The following is a 26,336-nucleotide window of genomic DNA, read 5'->3' as shown; positions in this document are numbered from 1 at the left end:
ATTGTCTCCCTGACTCAAGGCCGGTTTCACAGTGTTGATCCCATCGTCCACGGCGCGGGTTCCGTGCCGGCCAGCAAGCGTGCAAACGCATCTGCCGGCAGCGCTTTGCTGAAAAAGTAACCCTGGCCTTCTTCGCAGTGATGGGCCTTGAGAAACGCCAGTTGTTCGGCGGTTTCGATGCCCTCGGCGATGACGTTCAGGCCCAGGCTCTTGCCCAGGTTGATGATCGCGCTGACCAGCGCCGCATCGCTGCGGTCGTTGCACAGGTTGCGAATGAACGATTGGTCGATCTTCAGCACATCGATGGGAAACCGCCGCAGGTAGCTCAGGCTGGAATAGCCGGTGCCAAAGTCATCGATGGCCAGACGCGTGCCCAGCGTCTTCAGGCGATTGAGCGCAGTCATCGTCGCCTCGACGTTTTGCATCAGCACGCCTTCGGTGATTTCCAGTTCCAGCCACTCGGGCGCCAGACCTGTCTGTTGCAGTACGCGCTCGATGCCGGCGACGAAGTCACGCTGGCGAAAATCGATGGGTGAAGTGTTGACCGACATACGGATCGGCGGCAGTCCGGCCAGTTGCCAGGCCCGGGTCTGCCGACAGGCCTCAGCCAGCACCCATTTGCTCAGCGGCACGATCAGACCGCTGTCCTCGGCCACCGGGATGAAGTCCGCCGGATAGACCCAGCCATGCCCCGGTTTTTGCCAGCGTACCAGTGCTTCGGCACCCACCACTTTGGTACTGCGCAGGTCGATTTTCGGCTGATAGTGCAGGACGAATTCATGCTCTTGCAGCGCTCGGCGAATGCCCGACTCGATGCTGTGCTGTTCGCGGGCGTGCTGGTTCATGGCTTCGATGAAGAAGCCGATGTTATCGGGGCCCTGTTCCTTGACGTTGCGCATCGCGGTCTCGGCCTTCTTGATCAGCTCGGTGGCTTCGAGGCCGTCATCGGGGTAGACGCTGATGCCGACGCTGGCGGTGACGCTGACATCGTGGCCGACAATCGTCTGCGGCAGGCGAATGGCGGCGAGGAGTTTTTCCGCGATGCCGTGGGTTTGCTGAGGGTGGTTGATGTCGCCGAGGATCACCACGAACTCATCGGAGCCGTAGCGAAACACCGAGTCCGAATCACGCACGCAGGACAACAGTTGCCGGGCGACCCGTTTGAGCATCTCGTCACCCGCCGGATGGCCCAGCGCGTTGTTGATGCGCTTGAAGCGATCGAGGCCGAGAAACATCACCACCAGTTGTTTGTCATGCCGCCGGCACACCGCCATGGCCTGGCTCAGTCGATCACCGAGCAGGGTGCTGTTGGGCAGTTCCGTGAGGCTGTCGTACTGCAGCAGGTGCGAGACCTTGAGCAGTTCGTGCACCCGCGCCTCGATGGTTCGCTCAAGGCTGAGCATCTTCAGTGCCGCGTCCTGTGCCAGTTGCCATTTCCAGGTCAGGGCGTTGGCCATCTGACGGATTTCCAGACTGTCGAACGGCTTTTTCAGGATCAGCAACTGATCGCCGAACTCCAGCCGTTCGGCCATCGCCTCCCAGCTGTAGTCGCTGTAGGCCGTGCACAAGGCGATTTGCAGGTTCGGGTCGACCCGCCACAGTTGCTCGATGGTTTCCAGGCCATCCCAGCCGGGCGGCATGCGCATGTCGATAAAGGCGAGGGCGTAGGGATTGCCACTGGCCAGTGCGCGGTTGACCAGCGCCAAGGCTTCCTGGCCCTGATAGGCGGAGTCGAGCTGGAAGCTCAGGCGCGGCGTCTGCTGGCTGCCGAACAGCGTCTGTTCCAGTTGCTGCAAATCGACGGCGTCCGCCACCTGCGGGGCGAGGATCTTGCGAAAGTCCTCGTGGATCGCCGGCGTGTCGTCGATGATCAGGATGCGCCGGTTGGTCTGGGGAAAAGGCGTTTTCATGCCTCGTCCTCCTTTGGCGTCAGACGGGCACTGTCCTTGAGCAAATGCCTGGCCTGTTCGGCGCTGACCGCTGCACTGAAATACATGCCCCGGGCGCTCGGCAGCGGGGGCGCGGCGGGTGGTGTGCACGGCTGATCCGACGACGGCTGGCCTTCAGCGATGATGCCAATGTCCAGGTCCCGGGCGAAGTTGACGATCGCGCGCAGGGCATTGGCTCCGGCGATATCGTGGGCAGCACTGTCAACGAAACTCTGCGCCAGTTTGAGGTGATTGACCCGGTAGGTTTTCAGGTAGTCGAACGAGGAATATTCAGTGCCGAAATCATCGATGGCGATACTCACGCCCAGTTCACGCAGGCGCGGCAACGCGTCGTTGTGCGTCCACTTGGTTTGGGCCAGCGTAGCCTCGGTAACATCGAAGCGCAGGTCCCAGGGCGCAAGTTCCCAGCGGGCGGTGGTGCGCAGTACGTTGTAGATCAGTTCGGGGCCACTCTTGAGTTGGGCCAGCGAAAGTTTGATCGCCATCACCGGCGGCGCGACGCCCTCATTACGCCACAGATGCATCTGGTGGCAAGCGTGATCCAGCACCCAGCGCCCGAGCGGAATGATTGCGCCGGTTTTCTCCGCGATCGGCACGAAGTCGGCAGCCGGCAGCAGGCCGTGACGAGGATGCTGCCAGAGGACTTGTGCCTCCATGCCGAGAATCCTGCCGCTGTGCAGATCGACCTCCGGCGCATACCGCAGCATCAGCTCATTGCCCTCGAGGGCCGTCATCAGTTCGCTGACGAGGGTCATGCGTTCGGCCACTTCCCGGGAGATTTCCTCGGAGTGGAAGTGGTACTGGTTGCGCCCCATTTCCTTGGCGCGGTACAGCGCCATGTCGGCCTGTCCGAGCAGCGTGTCGGCATCGAGGCTGAGGTCGCTGTAACTGCTGATTCCAATGCTCACCGAAATATGCAGCGCATTGCCGGCCAGGTTGTAGGGCGCCAGCAGCGTGTCGCGAATCTTGGCGGCCATCGCGGCCGATTGGGTCGGGTCGCTGACGTCCAGTTGCAGGATCGCGAATTCGTCGCCGCCCAGGCGCGCCACCACGTCGTTTTCGCGGACGCCGAACCTGATGCGCCGGGCGACTTCCTGCAGCAGCAGATCGCCCACCGGGTGGCCCAGGGTGTCATTGATCCGCTTGAAATGGTCGAGGTCCAGGTAGAACACCGCGAACGGCATGGCCCCCCGTCGCGCGGCGGCGAATGCCTGATGCAGGCGTTCGATCAGTGTGGCGCGATTGGCCAGGCCCGTCAGGCCATCGGAGCGCGCCAGCAAGGCCAGTTTGTCCTCGGCCAGGCGACGTTCGGTGATGTCGAGAATGATGCCTTCGACTTCCAGCAGACGGCCGTCCTGATCGCGCACCGGGATGTAGCGGTTCTCCACCCAGCGCCAGGTGCCCTGACCTGTGCGCATGCGGAACTCGATGGATGCGCCCGACGCATGCCGATCCAGCACCCGGGCCATGGCGGCATCGACGTTCGCCTGATCGTCCGGATGAATCAGTGCCTGTGCCCAGTCGGGCGACCCCACCAGGTCGGCGGCGACATGGCCGTAACGGGTGATGTTGTGGGAGATGTACATCAGTGCAAACGAGGGTTCGCCGCGCAAACGGTAAAGAATGGTCGGGCTGTTCTGCACGATCGCGTTGGCGTCCGACAGCTCCCGGGTGCGTTCCTGCACCGCTTGCTCCAGCAGGCTCATCTTCAGTTCTGCGTCTTCGGTCATCTGCCATTTGACCGTGAGGGCGCTGGCCATCTGGCGGATCTCGATGGCGTCGAAGGGCTTTTTCAGGATCAGCAACCGGTCGTTCAATGTCAGACGCTGGTCGATATCCTCCCAGGAATAATCGGAATAGGCCGTGCACAGCGCAACTTGCAGCTTGGGGTCGACCTGCCACAGCCGTTCGATGGTTTCCAGACCATCCCAGCCCGGCGGCATGCGCATGTCGATGAAAGCCATGGCGTAGGGGCGGTTTTGCGCCAGCGCGGCTTCGAGTTTGTCCAGCGCTTCGCGGCCCTGAAACGCCGAGTCCAGCTCGAAATGTTGGGATTGTTTTGCAGACGGGGTGCCGAACAACAGATTCTCGGTTTCGCCCAAACCATCGTCGCCGGGGATGACCGGGCTGAGAATCTTGGCGAAATCGCCATGGATCGCCGGGCTGTCGTCAACGATCAGCACGCGGCGATTGATGTGCACGGTTGGCGTTGTCATGCCGCGCCACCCGTGGGGAGGCATGCTGTGGTGATCCGGGGCATCCTTTTCCCTCGCCATTTGCCTGTTTGTATCAGCCGATGGAGTCTTGCGCTGTGTTCAGCATAGTCGGCTCCCCGGTACTGCGCTTTCGGCCCCGGACAAAGATCGGCGTGAATGCCGGCCAAAATCATCTAGCCTTGGACTCAGGCGCGGACCGGCGAAGCGTTGGGTCGGTGCGTCGTTATTTCCCTGTTTGCTTGAGGCCATGCCATGGAAGAGCTATCCGCGCCGATGTCGGCGCATCGACCCACAGTGCTGCTGGTCGATGACGAGGAGTCGATCCTCAACAGCCTGCGCCGCCTGTTACGCGGCCAACCCTACGATCTTCTGTTGGCCACCAGCGGCGTCCAGGCGCTGGAGATCCTCGCGCAGCAGCCGGTGAATCTGGTGGTGAGTGATGCGCGCATGCCGGGCATGGACGGTGCGTCGTTGTTGGCGCATGTCCGTGAGCGTTTTCCGGCGACTGCGCGGATCATGCTCACGGGATATGCCGACCCGGCGGCGATCATCAAAGCGATCAATGACGGGCAGATTCACCGTTACATCAGCAAACCGTGGAACGACGAAGAGTTGCTGCTGATTCTGCGCCAGTCCCTCGAGCACCAGCATTCCGAGCACGAGCGCCAGCGTCTGGAGCGCTTGACCCGGGTGCAGAACGAGCAGCTCAAACTGCTCAACAGCACCCTGGAAAAGCATGTCGCGGCGCGCACCGCCGAACTGCAGCAAACCGCCGACATGCTCGATCTGGCGTACGAAGAGCTCAAGCACAGCTATGTCACCGGCACCGAAGTGTTTTCGCTGCTGGCCAATCTGCGCTTGCCACCTGCCAAGCAGACCAACCGGCAGATCATCGAACTGGTGCGCAGCTACTGCAAACAGCACGGCCTGGACGAGGCCACCAGCCGTGATCTGACCATGGCTGCGGCGCTGTACAACATCGGCAAGCTGAGCTGGACCGACGCGATGATGACCACGCCCTCGGATCTGTTGCGTCATACCGAACGCGAGCGCTATCGCAGTTATCCGAAGCAGAGCGAATCGTTGCTCATGACCCTGGACCCGATGAAAGATGCGGCGCGTCTGATCCTGCATCATCAGGAGCGCTGGGACGGCAGCGGCTTTCCCGACCGGCTCAAGGGCGAGGGCATTCCGTTCGGTTCACGCTTGCTGAAACTGGCGGTGGATTTCGTCGAGTTGCAACGCGGTCTGATCCTCGAGCGGCAGATGAACAGCGATGAAGCGCTGCTGTACCTGCGCCAGTACGCCGGGCGCTTATACGACCCCGATCTGGTCGAAGATTTCATTCTGGTGTGCGCGGCGTTTCTCAGCGACGTGACGCTGGCCGATCCGTCGGTCAAGGTACTCTCCACTCGGGATCTGGCGGCGGGGATGATTCTGGCACGCAACCTCAATGCCGATAACGGCATGCTGCTGCTCAATGCCGGCAAGGTACTCAGCGCGCTGTTGGTGGAAAAGCTGATTGCGTTCGAAGCCATGGAGGGCGGCAAGTACACGATTTTCGTCAAGGTGCCGGAGGAGGTTGAAGCCGTGCTCAAGGCCCAGGGGGAATGATTTACGGGGTGACCTCAGCGGGGCGCGCATGGGATCCTTGCGGTTTTTCCAGGCCGGTGGCTGACCCATGACTTGTGCATCTGTTAACTCTGCAAACCTCATTCGTATAGCCGCCGCGCTGTTGCTCAACCCCGAAGGGCAAACCCTGCTGGTACGCAAGCGTGGCACCACGGCGTTCATGCAACCGGGCGGCAAGATCGAAGCGCACGAGTCGCCGGTGCACGCGCTGGCGCGTGAGCTGGAGGAGGAATTGGGCTTGCAGATCGACTCGGCGCAGGCGACGTTTCTCGGGCAGTTTTCCGCCCCCGCCGCCAACGAGCCGGGATGCGTTGTGCAGGCGCAAATCTTTCAACTGACGATCGACACTGAGGTCATGCCGGCAGCGGAAATCGAAGAAGTGATCTGGGTCGATCCGGCCACTGATCCTGCGGTCGTTCTGGCGCCATTGACACGCGACCTGATCCTGCCGTTTTATCGCAACTCGCTGAGCGCAATTGCCTGATCATCCACGCAAAGGACTTTGCCATGATCCCGCTTCAAGACTTGCTGATCTTCGCCGCTGCCGCCTTGCTGATGGTGCTGACGCCGGGCCCGAACATGATCTACCTGATCTCGCGTTCGATCTGTCAGGGACGCAAGGCCGGGGTGACCTCGTTGCTGGGCGTGGTGGCGGGGTTCTTTGTGCATCTGTTTGCGGCAGCGGCGGGTTTGACCGCAGTGTTTCTGGCGGTGCCGATGGCCTACGAAGTGTTGAAATGGGCCGGTGCGTTGTACCTGCTGTGGCTGGCTTGGCAAGCGCTGAAACCCGGTGCTCGCTCGCCGTTCGAAGCGCAACAATTGCCGGCGGACTCGTCGCGCAAGCTGATCACTATGGGCTTTCTGACCAGCGCACTGAACCCGAAAATAGCGGTGTTCTACCTTTCGGTATTCCCGCAATTCATCACCCCTGAACACGGCTCGGTGTTCACCCAAAGCATCATTCTCGGCCTGACTCAGATCAGCGTCAGTTTCTGCGTGAATTTGCTGATCGCGCTGTTCGCGGCGGGCATCGCTTCGTGGTTTGTGCGCAACCCGACATGGCTGGCGCTGCAGCGTTATTTCATGGGCTTCGTTTTGGCTGGTCTGGCCGTGCGCCTGATGTTTGAGCAACGCAGGACGGCGTGATCATGTGGATCGAACGGCTGGACGCCAGCCATGCCCTGGCCTACCGGGAACTGATGCTCGAAGCCTATGACCGTCATCCGCAGGCGTTCACTTCCAGCGTACGCGAACGGGCGGTAATGCCGTTGAGCTGGTGGGAGGGGCGCCTGACCAGCAAGCTCGACGTGGTGCTCGGCGCGTTTGAAGCCGGCACGTTGGCCGGGATTGTCGGGCTGGCCTTTGAACCGCGCGAAAAGGCTCGTCACAAGGCCACGCTGTTCGGCATGTACGTGTCGGCGGATTTTCGCCAGCATGGCCTGGGCCATGAACTGGTGCAGGCGGCCATTGCCGAAGCACAAAACCATCCGGCGCTGAAACTGCTCCAGCTCACCGTCACCGCCGGCAATGAAGCCGCGTTCAACCTCTACCAGCGCTGCGGCTTCATCCAGTTCGGCCTCGAACCATTGGCGGTGCGGGTGGGTGAAGACTACTTCGACAAGATCCATATGTGGCGCGAGATCTGATTTCACACTGATCCCTGTGGGAGCGAGCCTGCTCGCGAAAGCGATGTGTCAGTCAGCAACGTTGGCAACTGACCGATTGCATTCGCGAGCAGGCTCGCTCCCACAGAGTTCGCGCTGTACTTGAGTCATCGCACGGCGCTGACACCGTCCAGCGTCGAGAACGATGTGTCCTTGGCCGTCAGCAGAAAATCCCGCATGTACGGTGCATCGAGCATGTCGGTGCGAATCGCCGCGTACAACGTCGCGAACAAGCCTTTTTCCCCCAGCCGTTTGCCCTTCACGTAGCCGCGCGAGCTGTATTCGTGCAGCGCCCAATGCGGCATGCCGCAGACGCCACGGCCGCTGGCGACCAGTTGCATCATCATCACCGTCAGCTCTGAAGTGCGCACCTGTGCCGGCTCGATATCGGCCGGTTCGAGGAAGCGCGTGAAGATATCGAGTCGGTCGCGTTCCACCGGGTAGGTGATCAGCGTTTCCGTGAGCAAGTCTTCGGGGACGATGTACGGTTTGCTCGCCAGTGCATGCTGATTGGCCACGGCCAGCATGGCTTCATAAGTGAACAGCGGCACATAGGTGATGCCAGCGATTTCCAGTGGATCAGACGTCACCACCAGATCCAGATCGCCACGGGCCAAGGCCGGCAGCGGTGCGAAGGCGAACCCCGAGGCGAGGTCGAGTTCGACTTCCGGCCAGGCATCGCGGAACTGGTCGATGGTCGGCATCAGCCACTGAAAGCAACTGTGGCACTCAATGGCCATGTGCAAACGCCCGGCGGTGCCACCGGCCAGACGACCGATATCGCGTTCAGCAGCGCGCAGCAGCGGCAGGGTCGCATCGGCCAGTTGCAGCAAGCGCAAACCGGCGCTGGTGAAACGCACCGGTTTGGTCTTGCGCACAAAAAGGGCCATGCCCAAGCGTTCCTCAAGCTCCTTGAACTGGTGGGACAGCGCCGATTGCGTCAGGTGCAAACGGTCAGCGGCGTCCACCAGACTGTCGGCTTCGCGCAGGGCATGCAGGGTTTTCAGGTGGCGGATTTCAAGCACCGATGGCTCCATGAGGAAAACTTGTGGTCAACGCAAAAGTGTTGAGTTTGTCTCATGTTTAGTGGGCTGTCGACGATTACGAAATCCTTTTGCCCGCAGAGTGTCACCTACCCGCTGCGCAGTTTCTGAGTGGGGGCTGCCGATCACTGACTCCAGCGCGTTTTATGAATTTGCCCTGGCGGGTCGAGCATATAGCTGACGTTATCGATGTAGAGCGACCCCTTGACCTTAAGAGGATCAGAGGGAAAGGACACTTGCAGTTGGGCGCTCACTACACCTGCCAACATGACGCCGGAGTATTCGAAAGGCATTTGCGCAGGTTTCAGCCACCAGCTACCGACGTCGTACTGGATCGTTCTGCCGTCCGCTCCATAGCCCGAGATGATAAAAAACAGAATCGGGTGCGTGTCGATGTTCGGCGGATCCTGATGGTATTTGGCCTCAGGCGCGGATGCATCGATCTGCACGGTAAAGGCCCCGGGTGGGGCGTCGAATCGATTCAACAGTACGACGCCGTTATCTACACCAGGCAGCACCTTCGCTTGATAGCCGAGGTTATGCTGAACGACGCTGACCTTGCCTTGGAATGCATGAACCTCCCAAGGCGCAAACTTGCCAGTGCCGAAGTCGCCGTTTTGCAGAAGATTTTTATTCATGTCTGCCATCCTGTAATCGTATCGACGGTTCACCATGAGTTCCGTCGTCGAACCATTGGCTGCGTAAACGCAAGATCACGCTACTGTCAGATCTGACAGTAGCGACGGACGGTCCGCTGAATCTTGCTCAAATGGCTTCGAAATGACCCAGCACCACCGACTGCCTGCCAATGTCCGAATACGGCAGGGTGGCATCGTCAGCGTGGGTCAGGAAGCGGTGCTCAGGCAGTTTCAGGTGAGCTTTTTCGAACTGACGAAAATCAGGCGTTGCACTGCGGTAATGAAAGTGCGCATACCACAGCAGGTAAGGCGGTTGTGCGTTGACGTTCCAGATCTCGTATTCCTGCATGTAGTCTGGATAACCCTGATACTGGCCCAGTGGCTGGATCGACTGCGTACGCCGTATCTCCACGACATGTTGATCGATGAGGTCGTCGAGCATGCCATCGGTTGGCTTCGGGCTGGTCAGTGAGCGTTCGGTGCGGATGGCTCGCCCGGCAGCCGTCAGCTCTGTGGCCTGGTCGCGCAACGTCTGGATGATCGGGTGTTGCGCAGACTTGGCTGCGATGTCGTCGGCGCGGGCGATGAACTCGTTTGCTCTAACGTCCATCATGTGTTGCAGATCAATGGGTAGCATGCCCCTGTCAGCGTTACTTTGAACCGTAGCCCGGAAAGTCGCGACGTTATCCACACGTTGTCGGGCTGCGCTCACCAGGGAGGCCAGACTCAATCCTGCGGGCGAGCGCGCCACTGAGGTTCGCGGGTTGGTCAGACGTAATATGCCATCGGCGGCTTGTTCCCAGATTTCCTCATGGCCGCCAGGCCCGGTGCATGTGTATCGGCGGGTCTGGGTCACGTTGTCCCATTGCTCGACGCCATGGCGCAATTGATTGTCAGCCGTGGTGAATACGCGTTGCAGAGGTGGCCCCCCGGGCCTTCGTACCGGCGCCGACGGCGTATTGATCCCGGCGCGCGCCCGATCGGCCAGGCGGTCAATACCTTCCAGCAAGGGCTCGACCACTTCGAGATGGAAGAATTGCGGGTAGCTGGCGATCCACACGCCCATCTCGCGACGAAAGCGCTGGCACAGCTCGACAGATTCCTGAAGCATGCGGTTTCGTTGGGCTGTTGTAGTCGCGATATTCGGCAGGTCGTACTGGCGGTACAGGACGCGATCAATGTCCGCGCGAAGCGGCTCGGCAACTCTTTGAAAATAGAGCCACGACGCAGGGTCGGCGTGGCCCGCTTTCTTGACAATTTCCAGGCGCTGCGAGGTTCTCAGGTATAGCAGGGCGGCATCACTGTATCGGGTGTTGATGTTGTCAACGAGTGTCGAAATCTTCGGCCGTTCTTTTGCAAGCATGTGTCCATACCAGTGATTGACCTGCTCCTTGAATGCCTCCATGTCTTCGAGTTTTTTCACGATCTCGATACGCAGTCCACGCATCTCTTCCAGGATGATCAAACGTTGCGGCAGGCTGTCGGGGGGCAAAGCGTTGCGGGCCCGTTTCAGCTCCCTGATTTTCAGGGTCATGGCATGAACGTTGTGCGAGGCGTGAACAGCGCGGCGCCGATAGCGATCGGTCAGGAGCCACGCGCACTTGCTTTGCATGCCGACGACTTCCCTGAGTTTTCCGCCATGGGTCAGCTCGGTCAGCTCGGTCAACGTTTGATAACGTTGTTCAGCCAAGCGGATATCGACAACGCAAGCGGCTTCGACTGCGGGCAACTTGGCCGGGCGTTGTTCCAGCGTGGCTTCGCTATAGACGTTGATCAACCGATCACTTTGGGTTCCGCTGACCTGCAACCGATCGGCCAGATCATCCGCAGCGGCAGTCAATTGATGTTGGCGCCGAAAGTTCCGATCCACCAGCCAGCGCGGCAAGCGTTGGCGAATCACCGGAGGCCAGTAAGGATCCAGCGTATCGGCCACGCGCCCGACGACATTGCCACCCCCCGCCAGGCCGCCGTCGAAGGTCGTTCCGTAGACGCCGAACCAGGTGTCCCAGGCCCCGGTTTCATCCAGTGCGATCGGTTGCTTGTAGGTTTTTTGCGAGTTGCCTGACAAGCGCCACTGGCGCGAGTCCTTGCTCAGCTCAACCTGGTAGAGGCGACCCTGACGTTCGATGAAGTCGCCGTCGGCATGCCGGTAGATACCGCGATAAAGACCGTGGGTGGCGGGTTCAGTCCCTGCCAGTGAAAGCGGTTTTTCATATTCGTAATCCTTGAAACGCGCCAGCACTTGTCTGGCCTGGCGCTGCGTTTTGCCGTGCAGGGCCGCAACGTTGCCGATCAATGCGTGAAGTTGGCGAGCCTGTGTCAACGCGCGTGTCGTCCGGGAGAGGGTCGAGGCCACCGCTTCGCCCGGGAGCAGATCCATCAGCGCGTCGATCAACGACAGCAACATGGACTCGACTTCCGCCAGACCATCAGCGACATCACCGCGCAAAAATGCTGCTGTGGCCTGATTGGCCGCTGTCCAGGCTTGATAAAGGGCCAGCACGCTGCCGACAAAGGGCACCATCCCCAGTGCCATTTTTATGTAGTTGAAGGCACGCGGGCCTTTCAAGGCGTAGCGCTCGAAGAACAGCTCGTCGTTGGAACGCGAGGTACCGCGATGGGCTTCGACCAGGCGTCCCCTGTGCGCATCGAGCAGGTGCGCGGCCAGCGATGTGCTCGCCGGCCAGCGCACGCCCACTTCGATGATGGCATCGAAGTTTTTTGCCACGGCCTGAGCGATCCGGCTGACATGTGCCCTGACGTTGCCCTGCAAGGCCCGGCCCGCGAGGTATGCGACCCACTTGTCGCTCCCGCACAACCTGAACAGCCCTGTGCGCGCCGCTTCGAGCGTGTCGTAGCGGCGGAAAAACTGCCCGTCGTGGCTGTCTGGCAGGTACAACAGGGTGACGCCGCTGATCTGTTCTTCGATGAAGCTGATGCTGGACAGGGTCACCGGGCCTTCGCCGGGGGTGTCCTTGCCGCCGACTTTCAGAGATACCGGCAACAAGACAATGCGCTTGCCATTGGCTTGCCACGCTTCTGCGGTGCAGGCATCAATGGCGATGTTCAGCAGCGCGGCCTCGTCACGGTTGATGTGCTTTTGCAGGCGCGCATTTTCACTTTGAATCTTGAGCAGCAGACGCCACGGTTCGATGAGGCTTTCCCGGCGATGCTGTTGGATAAACGCCGACTCGTCGGCGGCCCCCGTGAAGGCGTCGTGGATCTTCTGTTCATAGGCCTTGGGCAGATCGAGTTCCGGCAGCACCTTGCGCAGATAGGTCAGGTTGATGCCATTGAGCAGGCGCGTACGATCCTTTTTCAGCGTCGCGGTGACCTCCAGGCGCAAGAAGATCAGACGCTGTGACAGCGCATCGTTGAGCACCGAATGGACATTATCGATGTTGAGCTGGGCAAGGTCTTCGAGTGACATTTTGCTGCGGGTTTGGCTGGGCACGATGACAGTGGTTTTGCGGTTACCTCCTGGCCCGGATTCAGGGATTTGCTCGGTTTTGGTCGAGTCGGGCAGTTCGACCTGGATGGAAAAGTGACCTTCAAGGGAAAAATCCTTGCGCAGTCGGGCGTACAGGTGGCGGCGGGTGAAGTCGTCACGAGGTTCCAGTGCGAGGGTCATCAGAGCGTGGCTTTGGCGCATTGCCGCGATGTACGCCTCAATGTTTTGTTTGAGCCCGTTACGCTCGTTTTCCTTGAGCTTGATCAGCCATTCCGGCAGATGGCCGGCGAGAGTGCCGCTGCGTTCCTGCTCTTGCAGGTGAGCAAAGGACAGGCTTCTGGCGGCGTGAACCGGCACCTGCACAGCGGCAAGACAGGCCTGGCGCAGCGTTTCCAGAGCGTCAGCCTGCTCGGGTTTGCCGCGCAGGCGGGTAGCTTTCGCTTCGAAGTCGGCGATCAGTTCATTGAGGCAGTAATGCAGCGGGTCCGCGGTCAGGGTGCTCAGTTGCAGGGCCAGTTCGCTGTCCTGATCCTGAATCTTGAACACCTCGCGCGCCAGTGTGCGACGGTCGGCGAATCGTTGCAGACCACCACCGGTGCCCGGCCAGTAGAGCATCAGGCTGGCGCTTGAGGTGCTGTCCGAGAGTGCGGCCTGAGGTGCGATCACCAGTACGCCCTTGAGCGTTTCGCTCTGCGTGGAGGTAATCCCGTCTTTTGTTTCGCTCATCGACAAGGTCAGGCTGGCCGCTGTGAAGTCAATGTCGCGTTCGGCCGCGATGGGGGTGTTCAGCACGGCTTTGAGCAGATCGTGTTCAGTACTGTCGAGTTGGCCCAGTGCTGCTTGCAGTCTGGCTTCGGCATGCAAGCCGTCCTTGTGCGCCTGAAGGAGCGCAGCGAACGCTGTGTTGAAGGCGCTTAAATCAAGACTTTCGCGGTAATGCAGCGATGTGGCGGCGCGCTCACCGGCTTGTTCGGCGGTCTCCAGTGCTTTGAGGGCGTCCTTGCATTGGCGGTAACGAGAACCGTCGCCGTCGTTGTCCTGCAAGCGCTTCAGTGCATCGCGCTCGCGTTTGAGCGCGGCCTGGCGCACGGCAAGTGGAATAGCGGCCGACAGGCTGCCGAACAGCGGCTTTTCATCGAACTCGCCGTCGCTGACAGGCGTGGCTGGTTTTGGCGGCGCTGCCACGATGATCGCGTTGCTGCGCTGATGATCGATCAGGTCGACATGCACCAGGGATCGCGCGCCGTGCTCCCTGATCCCGGTTTTGTCTTTGTTGGTATTGCTCAAGGCATCAAGCTGCGCATGGTGTCGGTCGGCGAACAGATCGCTCGCCCCGGTGACCATCGGGTCGAGCGCTGCGCTGTAGTCAAAGCGCAGGATGTCCTTGGGCAGATCGGTGGGGATTTGCACATGGCTGGTCAGCCAGGCTTGCAGGTCGGCGCGGCTCTTGAAGGCCTGGATCGACACGGCGCTGCTGGGCAGATACAGCAGCGGCGCGGCCGTGGCCAGATCACCCACGCTGATCACCCACGCCCCCGGAAGTTTCACTTTACTGTGATTGCTCAGTACCAGCGCCGGCTTTTGCGTGTGGATGGGTTGGCCGTCAAGGGTCAGTGCGCCGGTGTCCGAATCGATGACCTGTTGCAGCGTTTTGAGTTGAGCAGCGCTAAGGGTCTGGTTGGCGAGCGCCGTGTGCGCGGTAGCTTCGAAATGCGCACGGTAAAGCTGCGTGGCACGGCTGCTGCGTGACACCGGTGTGCGCGGCGCGCGCGCTTCCCAGAAGTTTCTCCAGCGTGTGGCGTGGCTCTTCGCGGGATCGAGCGATTTGAGCTTTTCCAGGAGTTGCAGGGGTTTCAACGCGTACAACGCATGATTTGTGCTGATGCCGGTGAGGTGGCAACGCTGATCCAGACCGGTTTCCAGCGTCGGTTGCTGGGCGACGAAGGCACACGCATCGGTAAGGCTGACGATATGTTCGGGGTGCTCATCAGTGGCAGCAAAGTGCAAGTGCGTGGTTTCGCCGTCCAGTTGCAGTTGTTGGCGCAGTAACTCATTGATCGTGTCGCGCAGGGCCGGGCTATCGGCAAACAATTGGCGCAAGCCTTCGCTGCTGGCGCGCCAGCGGTGGCTGGCCTGCTGCAACAGGCTGTCATCGGTCACTTTCGGCAGGTGCCCGGCTACCGTGGGCAATGGTGAGGGGGCGCTGGCTTCATCCAGATTAAGGCGATCGGGCATGGTGGCATGACTCGCAAAGGGAACGGCTCATCCGTTCCGGAACGGGTCATTCAAGACAAATCGCGCAAGGCGATGGCGGTACATAGATATTGTTTGCAACAACCCCGCGTGACCGCTCGGCACTCTTCATCAAACTGTCATCGAACTGTGGCAGCGCGCTTGTACAAACTTCATCAGACTCGCGCTCTACTGGGGTTCTGCGTTTCGGTGTTTTTCATGCACAAGGTGTTTTTATCCGTCGCGGCCATGTTGGCCGCGCTTTTGTTCAGTGCGCCGTCGATGGCGGCAGCGCGTTGTGATGTCAACGTGCCGACCGAGCACGCTGATCTGCAACAAGTCAGCATTGCTTATCAGAGCATTGGGCGGGCGTCGGACCCGGCGTTGCTGCTGGTGATGGGCCTGGGCGGGCAGTTGATCCACTGGCCGGACGAAGTGGTGGTTGCGCTGTGTCAGCAGGGCTTTCGGGTGATTCGCTACGACAACCGCGATGTCGGCTTGTCGACCTGGCGTCAGGCGCCGGTTGAAGCCAACCTGACCTTCGAAGTGCTGCGTTACAAGCTCGGTTTGCCAGTGGCGGCGCCGTACAGCCTGACCGATATGGCGGACGACGCGCTGGGTTTGATGGACGCTTTGCACGTTGAGCAATTCCATGTACTGGGCGCGAGCATGGGCGGGATGATCGCCCAGCACATGGCGGCGATGGCGCCACAGCGGGTCGAAAGCCTGACGTTGATCATGACCACGTCTGGCGCCGAAGGTTTGCCGGCACCGAGTGCTGCGCTGGTGCAACTTCTCTCGCGACGCGGTGCACCGAATCGTCAGGTGGCACTGGAGCAACAGGCGGATTTGCTCGCGGCACTCGGCAGCCCGGCGGTCACCGATGATCGGCAGGTCTTGTTGCAGCAGGCAGCCGCGTCGTATGACCGGGCGTTCAACCCCGAAGGCGTGAAACGGCAGATCATGGCGATCCTCGCCGAGCCGAGTCGGGTGGCGTTGCTCAATCAATTGCGCGTGCCGACGCTGGTGGTGCATGGCACGGCGGACCCGTTGTTGCCGGTGATGCACGGCGTGCATCTGGCGGCGCATATTCGTGGCAGTCAGTTGAAGCTGATTCCGGGGCTGGCGCACCGCTTTCAAGAGGCGTTCAAGGAGCCATTGCTGGCGGCGGTGCTGCCGTATTTGCAGGCGCATCGTGAAGACACCTCGCATTGGGCGCAGATTGAGCCGGTGGTGGGCGGGAATCTGCTGTAACCGAGGTATTTGTGTTGTCTGAGCGGGCCTCTTCGCGAGCAGGCTCGCTCCCACAGGGGAACGCACTCCAAGGGTGGGAGCGAGCCTGCTCGCGAAGGGGCCGCTATAGTCAGCAAAAATCTGCAGCAGGTGTATCGTGCAAACTTTCCCGCCCGATCTCCCCTCGCGAGGTGTGTGATGAGTTCCGCTTTGAAAATCGATTTTGTCAGCGACGTCTCCTGCCCGTGGTGCGTCGTCGGTTTGCGTGGTTTGTTACAGGCGCTGGAGATCTTGCGCAACGAAGTGCAGGCCGAGATCCATTTCCAGCCGTTCGAACTGAATCCGAAAATGGGCGCCGATGGGCAGAACATCGCCGAGCATATTCAAGAGAAATACGGTTCAACCCCGGAGCAGTCGCAGAAGAACCGCGAAGCGATCCGCGCTCGTGGTGCAGAACTCGGGTTTGCCTTTCGCACCGACGGCAACAGCCGTATCTACAACACTTTTGATGCGCATCGCTTGCTGCACTGGGCCGGGCTTGAAGGTTTGCAATTGCCGTTGAAAGAGGCGCTGTTCAAGGCGTACTTCAGTGATGGAGGCAATCCGTCGGATCCTCGGCAGCTTGTGCAGATTGCGGAAAGTGTCGGGCTGGATCGCCAGCGTGCCGAGGCGGTTCTGGCGTCGGACGAGTTTGCCGATGAGGTGCGTGAAGAAGAGCAGTTGTGGCTGCAGCGCGGGGTGAGTTCGGTGCCGACGGTGGTGTTCAACGGGCAATACGCGGTGACGGGCGGGCAGCCGGTGGAGACGTTTGTCGGGGCGATTCGGCAGATCATGGCCGAGTCTAAGGGTGGTACGGTTAGTTGATATCGGTCAGAAGTCAAAAGCCCCTCACCCTAGCCCTCTCCCAGAGGGAGAGGGGACTGATCGGGGGATGCTGCAGTGATACGCCGACCTGAGCGTGTTGTAGCGAATCCATAATCGACTGGATCTTTCAGGTCAATGTCAGACGCAAGACACCTCGGTCGGCCCCCTCTCCCTCTGGGAGAGGGCTGGGGTGAGGGTCAGCTGTGCAACCGAACCCAAACCGTCACCAACACCGTAGCAGCCATCAACCAGGCCACCGCCGCTACCGCCAGTGAAGCCTCTAACCGCATCCGATCGACCATCACATACAACGTCGCCAGATACACAAAGTACGGAATGATCGACCACATGCCGAACACGATCGTGGTCTTCAGATCATCAATCGAACGCCCTTTGCCAACGATGTAATGCGCAATCAGCGCAAACGTCGGAAACAGCGGCACCAATCCGGCGATGTAGTAGTTTTTGGTTTTCGATAGCGCCGCGATGATCAGAACTACCGCGGCGCCCAACAGGGCTTTGAAAAACAGATCCACATCGTTCTCGCTTAATGGCTCAGACCGTATTTTTTTACTTTGTCGAACAGCGTGGTCTTGGCCATACCCAGTTCCAGGCTGGCCTGAGTCAGGTTGCCGCCACTGCGTTGCAGGGCATCGCTGAGCAGGTTGCGCTCGAACGCTTCCACCGCTTCGGCAAACGCCAGCCCTTGTCCGCCACTGTTGGCCCCCGACTTCTTGAACGCCGGCAGACCGAGGGCGAAGCGTTCGGCGACGTTGCGCAGTTCGCGCACGTTACCCGGCCAGTCGTGGCTCATCAGGTTCGACAGGGTCTGGTTATCCAGCTCCGGCAGCGCGCGATCAAAGCGCAGCGCCGACTGCTGGGTGAAGTGCTCGAACAGTTGCAGGATGTCTTCGCGGCGCTCGCGCAACGGCGGCAGTTCCAGCGTCACCACATTGAGGCGGTAGTACAAGTCGCTGCGAAACTCCCCGGCCTTGCTCGACTCGTCGAGGTCGGACTTGGTCGCCGCGATCACTCGGCAATCCACGGCCACGCTCTGGTTCGAACCGAGGCGTTCGAGGGTACGTTCCTGTAACACACGCAGCAGTTTGATCTGCAACGGCAGTGGCATGCTTTCCACTTCGTCGAGGAACAATGTGCCGCCGTCGGCGTGTTCGATCTTGCCGATCCGGCGTTTACCGGCGCCCGTAAACGCGTTGGCTTCGTGGCCGAAAATCTCGCTTTCGAAGAGGTTCTCCGGCAGGCCGCCGCAGTTCAACGCGACAAATTGTTTGCTGTGGCGGCGACTGAAGTCGTGCAGGCAACGGGCGACCAGTTCTTTACCGGTGCCGGTTTCGCCTTCGATCAACACGTTGGCCGAAGTGTCGGCGACGTTGGCGATCAGTTCGCGCAGGTTCTGCATCGCCGGCGAGCGGCCGATGATCCGCCCCTCGAGGGAATCACGCTCGGCCAGTTGCCGACGCAGCGATGACACTTCGCGAGCCAGACTGCGTTGCTCCAGCGCCCGTCGCGCGACATCCACCAGACGCTCCGGCGAGAACGGTTTTTCCATGAAGTCGTAGGCGCCTTTCTGCATCGCGCCGACGGCCATGGAAATGTCGCCGTGGCCGGTGATCAACACCACCGGCAGGCTGCGATCGCGCTGCTTGAGGCGGGTCAGCAGTTCCAGGCCATCAATGCCCGGCAGGCGAATGTCGCTGATGACGATGCCGGCAAAATTGTCGCCGACACGCTCCAGCGCTTCCTCGGCACTGCCGACGCCGACGCAGGGAATGTCTTCGAGGGTCAGCGCCTGTTGGCAGCCGAGCAGCACATGGGGGTCGTCTTCGACGATCAGCACACTAAGGTCGTGGTTCATATTGGCTCGGCAGGAGTAGGGCTTACCAACGGTAAACTGAGGACGAAGGTGGAGCCACCGCTGGCCGGGTGTTCGACACCCAGATGCCCGCCGGTGGCAGCGGCGAGGCTGGCGGAAAGGGTCAAACCAAGGCCCAGGCCTTGTTCGCCGGGCTTGGTGGTGAAGAACGGCTCGAACAGATGCTTGCGCGCTTCGGCGTCGATGCCGTGGCCGTTGTCGCGTACGCGCAGGCGATACTTGGCGTTGAACTCTTCGCCCTCCAGCCACAGTTCGGGCTGTGGTTGCGCCTGCATGGCGTCGAGGGCGTTGCCGATCAGGTTGACCAGAATCTGTTCGAGGCGGGTCTGGTCGATCTGCACTTGCACGTCGATGAACTGACGATGCACGTTCAGCGCCGAGGTTTCCACCCGGGCGCCCAGCACTTGCAAGGCGGCATCGACCGCTTTGCCGAGGCTGGCCTGACCCTTGTTGTCACCGCGCCGGGCGAACGAGCGCAGGCTGGCGGTGATCCGGCCCATGCGGTCGATCAGGTCGTTGATGGTTTTCAGGTTGGTGCTGGCCACATCCAGCTGACCGCGCTCGAGAAAGCGTACGGTGTTGCCCGACAGCGTGCGCATCGCCGCCAGCGGCTGGTTCAATTCATGAGCAATGCTGGTCGACATCTGGCCAATGGCGGCGAGCTTGCCGGCCTGCACCAGCTCATCCTGCGCACGCCGCAGGGTCTCTTCAGCCTGGCGGCGTTCGCGGATCTGGCTCTTCAGCCGTTCGTTGCTGGCGCGCAGGTCGGTGGTGCGTTCGGTAATCCGACGCTCCAGCTGATTGTTGGCTTCCTGCAAGGCTTCACGGGCCGCGAGGCGGGTGGCGATGACCTTGCGCCGTTCGTTCCAGGCGATCAGCAGGAAGGCCACCAGCGCGAACGCGACGGCGACGAGAATGCCTTGGTTGATCGCTTCGCGGCGCAGGTCCTGCAACGGCGTAAGCAGGGTGAAATTCCACGGCGTGTCGCTCAGCGGTCGGGTTTGCGCCAGATAGCTGATGTCGTCCTCGCCGGACTGCACTTCGCTGTTGGCCGGGAAGGTGAATTTTTCTACGCCCTCGGACAAGGTTTCGCGAGCCAGAGGTTGCAGCTCGTTGAGCGGGAACCAGTAGTACTGCAGGCTGCGGGCGAGTTTTTCCTTGGTGGCTTCACTCAGCGGAATCACTGCTTTCAGGCGCCGGGCCGGATCGCTGGAGAGAATGATGATGCCGTTTTCATCGCTGACGAACGCTTCCAGACGCGCGCGTTGCCAGCGTTCTTCCATGGCTTCCAGGCGCACTTTGACCACGGCGACGCCAATGATCTTGCCGTGCTCTTCGAGGCCATGAGCGAGGTAGTAACCGGGTTCGCCGTTGGTGCTGCCGATGCCGTAGAAACGCCCGGGTTCGCCACGTACGGCTTTTTGGAAGTAAGCGCGGAAGGACAGGTCTTCACCGAGGTAACTGTCGACATCGCGCCAGTTGCTGGTGGCCATGACGCGTCCGGTGGTGTCCATGACGTAGATGGCCCGACTGCGGCTGCGCCGGTTCAGGCCTTCAAGGTAATCGTTGACCTTTTGCCGGTGCTCCGGGCTCGGGTCGGCCAGCAGCTGCGACACACTGGTTTCGAGTTCCAGCAGGCTGGGCAGGTAGGTGTATTTGCTGATCTCGCTTTCGACCGCGCGGGCGTGCAGTTCCAGCTGGCGCTGGCCATTTTCGCCGAGGCTGCGAATGCCGAAATGTTCACTGGTCCAGAAGCCGATAAAACCCAACCCGATCATCAGGGCGATGATCAGTGGCGGCAGGAACAAATGACGAATCAGACGGGGCTTCACGGCAAGTGATGGCGGCGCGGCGCGATAGAGATTGGGGTCGCATTTCATCACAGTTGCCTTGGGTCAACCACCACACTTGTTGCAAGGGCAACGCCGGCCCTTGTGGGAGCGAGCCTGCTCGCGAAAACGGACTGACATTCAACATCCAGGCTGAATGTAATGACCTCTTCGCGAGCAGAATCGCTCCCACAGGGAAGGAGCAATGCCCCGGCGGGTGTGTTGCTTTTAGTGCTGCAGGATTTTCTCGAGGAAGTGCTGCGCGCGTTCGGAGCGGGCACTGATGTCGCCGAAGAATTCCTCTTTCGGGCAGTCTTCGATGATCTTGCCGGCGTCCATGAAGATCACGCGATCAGCCACTTTACGGGCGAAGCCCATTTCGTGGGTTACGCACATCATGGTCATGCCTTCGTGGGCCAGTTGCACCATCACGTCGAGCACTTCGTTAACCATCTCCGGGTCGAGCGCCGAAGTCGGTTCGTCGAACAGCATGACGATCGGGTCCATCGCCAGCGCACGGGCAATCGCCACACGCTGTTGCTGACCACCGGACAGTTGCCCCGGGTGCTTGTGGGCGTGCGCCGACAGACCGACGCGCTCGAGCAGTTGCAGACCTTTCTTGGTCGCCTCTTCCTTGCTCCGGCCCAGCACCTTGATCTGCGCGATGGTCAGGTTTTCGGTGATGGTCAGGTGCGGGAACAGCTCAAAATGCTGGAACACCATGCCGACGCGCGAACGCAGTTTCGGCAGGTTGGTCTTCGAGTCGGCAATCGACGTGCCGTCGACGACGATGTCGCCTTTCTGGAACGGCTCCAGCGCGTTTACGCATTTGATCAGGGTCGATTTGCCGGAACCCGACGGGCCGCAGACCACGATCACTTCGCCTTTTTTGACCTCGGTGCTGCAATCAGTCAGCACCTGGAAGTCGCCATACCACTTGTTGATGTTCTTGATAGAGATCATACGGCAAACCTTTTTTGCAGACGCTTGACCAGCAGCGAGGCGGAAAAGCTGATGATGAAGTAGACGACACCGGCGAAGATCAGGAACTCGTTGGAACGACCGATGATGTCGCCGCTGGAGCGGGCGGAGTTGAGGAAGTCCACCAGGCCCACGGTGTAGACCAGCGAGGTGTCCTGGAACAGGATGATCGACTGTTGCAGCAGCAACGGCGTCATCTTGCGGAACGCCTGGGGCAGGATGATCAGACGCATGGTCTGGCCATAGGTCATGCCCATCGCCTGCGCGGCGGCCATCTGGCCTTTGGGGATCGACTGCACACCGGCCCGGACGATTTCGCAGAAGTACGCGGCTTCGAACATCATGAAGGCCACGACGCAGGAGGTGAACGCACCGATCGGCGTGTCTTCACCGGTGATCCAGCGCAGCACGAACGGCACCGCCAGGTAGAACCAGGTGATCACCAACAGCAGCGGAATCGAACGGAAGTAGTTCACATAAGCGCCGGCCACGCGGGACAGCAATTTGCTCGACGACAGGCGCATCAGCGCCAGGATCGTCCCCAGCACGATGCCGCCGACCACACCCATGACCATCAACTGCAAGGTCATGACCATGCCGTTCCACAGGCCCGGGATAGCGGGGATGATGCCGCTGAAATCGAAGTCCATTATTTACCCCCCACGGAGATCAGGCCGGGCACCGCGACTTTCTTCTCGACCATGCGCATCAGCAACATCAGGCTCATGTTCAGGGTGAAGTAGATCAGCGTGGCCAGGGTGAAGGCTTCAAACAGGTTGGCCGAGAACTCAGCGGTCTGTTTGGTTTGCGCCAGCAGTTCCATCAGGCCGATCAAGGACGCCACGGAGGAGTTCTTGAAGACGTTGAGGAATTCCGAGGTGAGCGGTGGAATGATGATCCGGTAGGCCTGGGGCAGCAGCACGTTCCAGTAGATCTGCGGCAGCTTGAAACCCATGGCGCGGGCGGCGGATTCCTGGCCGCGTGGCAGCGCCTGGATACCGGTACGCACTTGTTCGCAGACACGGGCAGCGGTAAACAGACCCAGACAGACGACAACGCTCAGGTAAGCCGAGGTGGTCGGGTTGAGGTCCTGTTTGTACCAGTCCTGCAGGTTTTGCGGCAGCAGGTCGGGTACCAGGAAGTACCAGATGAACAGCTGAACCAGCAGCGGCACGTTACGGAACAGCTCGACGTAGCAGGTGGCAATGCCCGATACGATGCGGTTTGGCACCGTGCGCATGACGCCCAGAATGGAGCCCAGCAGCAAGGCGATGATCCACGCCACGATGGCGATGGCAATGGTCCAGCCCAAACCGGTGACGTACCAGTCGAGATAAGTCTCGCTGCCGACGCCGGTGGACTTGAAGAACACGCCCCAGTCCCAGTTGTAATTCATTAGGGTCTCCCCTCGAGATCGATCGATGTACAAGCACCCGCTTGGGGAAGATCCTTTCCCGCCTGACGTTGAACGTCAGGCACACGCGATCGGCTCGAAAACCGCCAGGTCGAGTGTTCCACAGTACAGCCCGCAGGTAGTAACAGACGCCTGAGGGAGAGTGGCCCCCTCAGGCAATAAGGTTAGTCAGGAATCAGATTTTTACGTCAGGCGCCGGCTTGTCGCTCGGGTTGGCGATCAGATCTTTTACCTTGTCGCTCATCGGGAAGTTCAGGTTCAGGCCTTTTGGTGGAACCGGGCTTTCGAACCACTTGCTGTAGATCTTGTTGATCTCGCCAGACTTGTACAGGGCGACGATGGCATCATCGACCGCTTTCTTGAAGGCCGGATCGTCTTTACGAACCATGCACGCATAGGCTTCGAAGGACTGTGGCGTACCGGTGATGATCCAGTCGTTCGGCTTCTTGGCCTTGGCTTCTTCGCCGGCCAGCAGAGCGTCGTCCATCATGAAGGCAACGGCGCGGCCGCTTTCCAGCATGTTGAAGGATTCGCCGTGGTCTTTGGCGGAGATGATGTTCATGCCCATCTGCTTGTCGGCGTTCATCGCTTTGATGATGCGCTCGGACGTGGTGCCGGCGGTGGTCACGACGTTTTTGCCTTTCAGGTCGGCAAAGTCAGCGTAGGACGGCTTGCCATCCTTGTCTTTCTTGACCAGCAGACGGGTGCCGATTTCGAAGATGTTGACGGTGAAGTCGACTTGCTGGGCGCGTTCGGCATTGTTGGTGGTGGAGCCGCACTCGATATCCGCGGTGCCGTTCTGGATCAGCGGGATACGGGTTTGCGAGGTCACCAGGTTGTATTTGACCTGCAGGTCTGGCTTGTTCAGGTCTTTTTTCAGGGCTTCAACGATGGCCACTTGAATGTCGTGGGAGTAGCCCACTGGTTTGCCGGAAGCATCCGCGATGTAGGAAAACGGAATGGAGCTGTCACGGTGAGCGAGCGTAATGGTGCCCGAATCGTTGATTTTCTTCAGGGTGCCGGTGAGTTCGGCGGCGAAAACTGGCGTGCTGATCAGAGCGGCCGCAATGGCTGCGCCCAGGATATGGGGAACGATGCGCATCAAATTTTCCTCGAATTGTTTTTTTTATGGAGCCAGTTCGTCGGCCCTTTTGTGCTTCGAATGCCTGACGGCTCCTGAAGTGTTGGCACAACAAGCATTCGTCGAGAGAGTGTAGAGCATGACTCGTGCCAGACCAGCGACGTGTACTTAAGTTGATGATTTATAACGTTATTAAAGTTTTGTGATGGTTTGTTTTGGCGTAACTGATCCGGTTTACCGAATCGACCGGGAAGTTGCGTTCGGAAAACCGAACGAGCAACAGCCCCTCACCCTAGCCCTCTCCCAGAGGGAGAGGGGACTGAACGCGGCGACTGGGTGAGATGCACCGACTTGAGATACCGAGTCGAACTCAGGCTTTACAGAGCACCTCGATCGGCTCCCTTTCCCCCTCTACCCCTTGGGGGAGAGGGCTGGGGTGAGGGGGAAAGATCTAACTGACACAATCAGGTTCAACAGAACCCACAAAACAAAAAGCCCCTGAATCTCTCAATTCAGGGGCTTTCGTTTAAGCGATGTTCAAATCACGCCGCTTCGATCTTGCTACGGTTCTGTTCGACCTTACCCAGATACGCCGCAAGCTTCTCTTGCTCTGCCGGGGTAGTGAAAAGGCCCAGCTTGCTACGACGCCACAGAATGTCATGCGCCGTAGTCGCCCACTCTTCGCTGCACAGGTAATCCACTTCGCGAGTGTAGAGCCCGCCGCCGAGGTGTTCGCCCATGTCGGCCAGGGTTTCCACCCCTTCAAGCATGCGCCAGGTGCGGCTGCCGTAAGTGGTGGACCAGCGACGAGCGATCTCGGTCGGCACGAAGTCGAACTTGTCGCGAATCTGCGCGCACAAGGCTTGTGGCGTGGTCATGTCTTCGCCGCCGGGCAGGGTAGCGGTGGCTGTCCAGCTCGGGCGCATCTGGGTGAAGAACGGCAGCAACTGCGCCATCGCCGACTCGGCGAGTTTGCGGTAGGTGGTCAGCTTGCCGCCGAATACCGACAATAGTGGCGCTTCTTCGGTGTTGCCGGACAGTGCCAGGGTGTAATCGCGGGTGACGGCCGATGGGTTGTCGGATTCGTCGTTGCACAGTGGGCGTACGCCCGAGTAACTGTGCTGGATGTCGTCGCGGCTGACTTGCTGCTTGAAGTGGGCGTTGACCACTTTCAACAGGTAATCGGTTTCACCTTCGGTGATGGCCACTTTCGCCGGATCACCGGTGTATTCACGGTCGGTGGTGCCGATCAGGGTGAAGTGGTTCAGGTACGGAATGGTGAAGACGATGCGCTGATCTTCGTTTTGCAGAATGTGCGCATGATCACCTTCGTACAGCTTCGGCACGATGATGTGGCTGCCCTGAATCAGACGGATGCCGTACGGCGATTCCATCTTCAGATCGTCACGAATGAACTTGGCGACCCACGGGCCAGCGGCGTTCACCAGCGCTTTGGCAGTGATCGAAAACAGGCTGCCGTCGGCACGTTCCAGATTCAGGTGCCACAGGCCTTTGGCGCGACGGGCGCTGACGCAGCGCGTCTGGGTGTGCACATGGGCGCCCTTTTCGCGGGCGGCCATGGCGTTCAAAACCACGAGGCGGGCGTCGTCGACCCAGCAGTCGGAGTATTCGAAGCCTTTCTTGATTTCGCTTTTCAGCGCGCTGTCGGCGCCGAACTTCAGGCTTTTCGAACCTGGCAGTTTTTCGCGCTTTCCGAGATTGTCATACAGGAACAGGCCGGCACGAATCATCCACGCCGGGCGCAGGTGCGGACGGTGTGGCAACACGAAGCGCATCGGCTTGACGATGTGCGGCGCCTTGGCTAGCAGCACTTCGCGTTCGGCCAGCGCTTCACGCACCAGACGGAATTCGTAATGTTCGAGGTAGCGCAGGCCGCCGTGGATCAGCTTGCTGCTGGCCGACGAGGTGTGGCTGGCCAGATCGTCTTTTTCACAAAGGAACACCGAAAGCCCGCGACCGGCGGCATCCGCTGCGATCCCCACGCCATTGATCCCGCCGCCGATAACGGCGATGTCGTAGATCTCGGAGATTGGGGGCGTACGCAAGGTAGAGGTGGACATCGGCTGGCCTCGGGTTCTTTTGATTTTCTATATTGGAAATTGAACATGAATGTTCATTTGCGAAAATGGTAGCCCATAAAGACGCGCGCAGCCAGTCGCATTCGATTGAAAAAACTCATCGAAGGGCGGCTAAA

19 protein-coding genes are annotated in these 26,336 nt (G+C 60.1%); 6 read left to right on the top strand and 13 right to left on the bottom strand.

Features of this window, described 5'->3' with window-relative positions:
* Positions 1 to 26: 26 nt before the first annotated feature.
* Both AC5SEM_RS19860 and AC5SEM_RS19855 read right to left on the bottom strand, forming a co-directional pair.
* Positions 27 to 1,910: a putative bifunctional diguanylate cyclase/phosphodiesterase gene (locus AC5SEM_RS19860; RefSeq protein WP_495471104.1), complete on the bottom strand. Its 1,884-nt coding sequence runs from the start codon at positions 1,908 to 1,910 to the stop codon at positions 27 to 29.
* Complete coding sequence (locus AC5SEM_RS19855; protein ID WP_495471103.1) at positions 1,907 to 4,165, bottom strand: GGDEF/EAL domain-containing response regulator; 2,259 nt, start codon at positions 4,163 to 4,165, stop codon at positions 1,907 to 1,909. The genes AC5SEM_RS19860 and AC5SEM_RS19855 overlap by 4 nt, the downstream gene beginning before the upstream one ends.
* Before the next feature lie 252 nt (positions 4,166 to 4,417).
* On the opposite strand from AC5SEM_RS19855, the gene nosR reads away from it, so the two are divergent.
* The 4 genes from nosR (at position 4,418) to AC5SEM_RS19835 (ending at position 7,443) form a co-directional block, all read left to right on the top strand.
* Positions 4,418 to 5,779, top strand: coding sequence for a response regulator c-di-GMP phosphodiesterase, NosR family (gene nosR, locus AC5SEM_RS19850; RefSeq protein WP_495471102.1), 1,362 nt, complete (start codon positions 4,418 to 4,420; stop codon positions 5,777 to 5,779).
* Positions 5,780 to 5,846: 67 nt separating this feature from the next.
* Positions 5,847 to 6,281 carry an NUDIX hydrolase gene (locus AC5SEM_RS19845; RefSeq protein WP_495471101.1) on the top strand — a complete coding sequence of 145 codons (435 nt, stop codon included), beginning with the start codon at positions 5,847 to 5,849 and terminating at the stop codon, positions 6,279 to 6,281.
* 23 nt (positions 6,282 to 6,304) lie between these two features.
* Complete coding sequence (locus AC5SEM_RS19840) at positions 6,305 to 6,943, top strand: LysE family translocator (protein ID WP_034153531.1); 639 nt, start codon at positions 6,305 to 6,307, stop codon at positions 6,941 to 6,943.
* 2 nt (positions 6,944 to 6,945) lie between these two features.
* Positions 6,946 to 7,443, top strand: a complete 498-nt coding sequence (locus AC5SEM_RS19835) for a GNAT family N-acetyltransferase (protein WP_495471100.1) — start codon at positions 6,946 to 6,948, stop codon at positions 7,441 to 7,443.
* Positions 7,444 to 7,568: 125 nt separating this feature from the next.
* Here AC5SEM_RS19835 and metR read toward each other — a convergent pair whose 3' ends face one another.
* The 3 genes from metR to AC5SEM_RS19820 form a co-directional block, all read right to left on the bottom strand.
* On the bottom strand, positions 7,569 to 8,486 hold the full coding sequence (gene metR, locus AC5SEM_RS19830; RefSeq protein WP_007916739.1) for a transcriptional regulator MetR: 918 nt from the start codon (positions 8,484 to 8,486) through the stop codon (positions 7,569 to 7,571).
* Between the two features lie 143 nt (positions 8,487 to 8,629).
* Positions 8,630 to 9,142, bottom strand: coding sequence for a hypothetical protein (locus AC5SEM_RS19825; RefSeq protein WP_495471099.1), 513 nt, complete (start codon positions 9,140 to 9,142; stop codon positions 8,630 to 8,632).
* 127 nt (positions 9,143 to 9,269) lie between these two features.
* The gene (locus AC5SEM_RS19820) at positions 9,270 to 14,828 is read right to left on the bottom strand and encodes a dermonecrotic toxin domain-containing protein (RefSeq protein ID WP_495471098.1); all 5,559 of its coding nucleotides are present in this window, start codon (positions 14,826 to 14,828) and stop codon (positions 9,270 to 9,272) included.
* Between the two features lie 216 nt (positions 14,829 to 15,044).
* Between AC5SEM_RS19820 and AC5SEM_RS19815 the strand changes: the two genes are divergently transcribed.
* Complete coding sequence (locus tag AC5SEM_RS19815; protein WP_331691898.1) at positions 15,045 to 16,079, top strand: alpha/beta fold hydrolase; 1,035 nt, start codon at positions 15,045 to 15,047, stop codon at positions 16,077 to 16,079.
* Positions 16,080 to 16,256: 177 nt separating this feature from the next.
* Positions 16,257 to 16,922 (top strand): DsbA family oxidoreductase, encoded by a 666-nt coding sequence (locus AC5SEM_RS19810; RefSeq protein WP_495471097.1) that lies wholly within the window; start codon positions 16,257 to 16,259, stop codon positions 16,920 to 16,922.
* Positions 16,923 to 17,119: 197 nt separating this feature from the next.
* Here AC5SEM_RS19810 and AC5SEM_RS19805 read toward each other — a convergent pair whose 3' ends face one another.
* The 8 genes from AC5SEM_RS19805 to glpD all read right to left on the bottom strand — a co-directional run bounded on the left by AC5SEM_RS19805 (position 17,120) and on the right by glpD (position 26,202).
* Complete coding sequence (locus AC5SEM_RS19805; RefSeq protein WP_150693227.1) at positions 17,120 to 17,458, bottom strand: GlpM family protein; 339 nt, start codon at positions 17,456 to 17,458, stop codon at positions 17,120 to 17,122.
* An 11-nt stretch (positions 17,459 to 17,469) separates the two neighbouring features.
* Positions 17,470 to 18,798, bottom strand: a complete 1,329-nt coding sequence (gene aauR / locus AC5SEM_RS19800) for a two-component response regulator AauR (RefSeq protein WP_077574375.1) — start codon at positions 18,796 to 18,798, stop codon at positions 17,470 to 17,472.
* Positions 18,795 to 20,696, bottom strand: a complete 1,902-nt coding sequence (gene aauS, locus AC5SEM_RS19795) for a two-component sensor histidine kinase AauS (RefSeq protein ID WP_495471096.1) — start codon at positions 20,694 to 20,696, stop codon at positions 18,795 to 18,797. The genes aauR and aauS overlap by 4 nt, the downstream gene beginning before the upstream one ends.
* A 177-nt stretch (positions 20,697 to 20,873) precedes the next feature.
* Complete coding sequence (locus AC5SEM_RS19790; protein ID WP_007963947.1) at positions 20,874 to 21,608, bottom strand: amino acid ABC transporter ATP-binding protein; 735 nt, start codon at positions 21,606 to 21,608, stop codon at positions 20,874 to 20,876.
* Positions 21,605 to 22,276, bottom strand: a complete 672-nt coding sequence (locus AC5SEM_RS19785) for an amino acid ABC transporter permease (protein ID WP_003227756.1) — start codon at positions 22,274 to 22,276, stop codon at positions 21,605 to 21,607. Before AC5SEM_RS19785 ends, AC5SEM_RS19790 begins: the two co-directional genes overlap by 4 nt.
* Positions 22,276 to 23,022, bottom strand: coding sequence for an amino acid ABC transporter permease (locus AC5SEM_RS19780; protein ID WP_016986630.1), 747 nt, complete (start codon positions 23,020 to 23,022; stop codon positions 22,276 to 22,278). Before AC5SEM_RS19780 ends, AC5SEM_RS19785 begins: the two co-directional genes overlap by 1 nt.
* Before the next feature lie 193 nt (positions 23,023 to 23,215).
* The gene (locus AC5SEM_RS19775; RefSeq protein WP_137219176.1) at positions 23,216 to 24,142 is read right to left on the bottom strand and encodes a glutamate/aspartate ABC transporter substrate-binding protein; all 927 of its coding nucleotides are present in this window, start codon (positions 24,140 to 24,142) and stop codon (positions 23,216 to 23,218) included.
* A 521-nt stretch (positions 24,143 to 24,663) separates the two neighbouring features.
* A complete protein-coding gene (glpD, locus tag AC5SEM_RS19770) occupies positions 24,664 to 26,202 on the bottom strand; it encodes a glycerol-3-phosphate dehydrogenase (RefSeq protein ID WP_331691891.1) in 1,539 nt (512 codons plus the stop codon).
* Positions 26,203 to 26,336 lie beyond the last annotated feature (134 nt).

It is taken from the genome of Pseudomonas sp. CH61 (assembly GCF_059429415.1).
The sequence above is the reverse complement of the archived record's forward strand: the minus strand, read 5'-3'. Positions and strand labels throughout refer to the sequence as shown.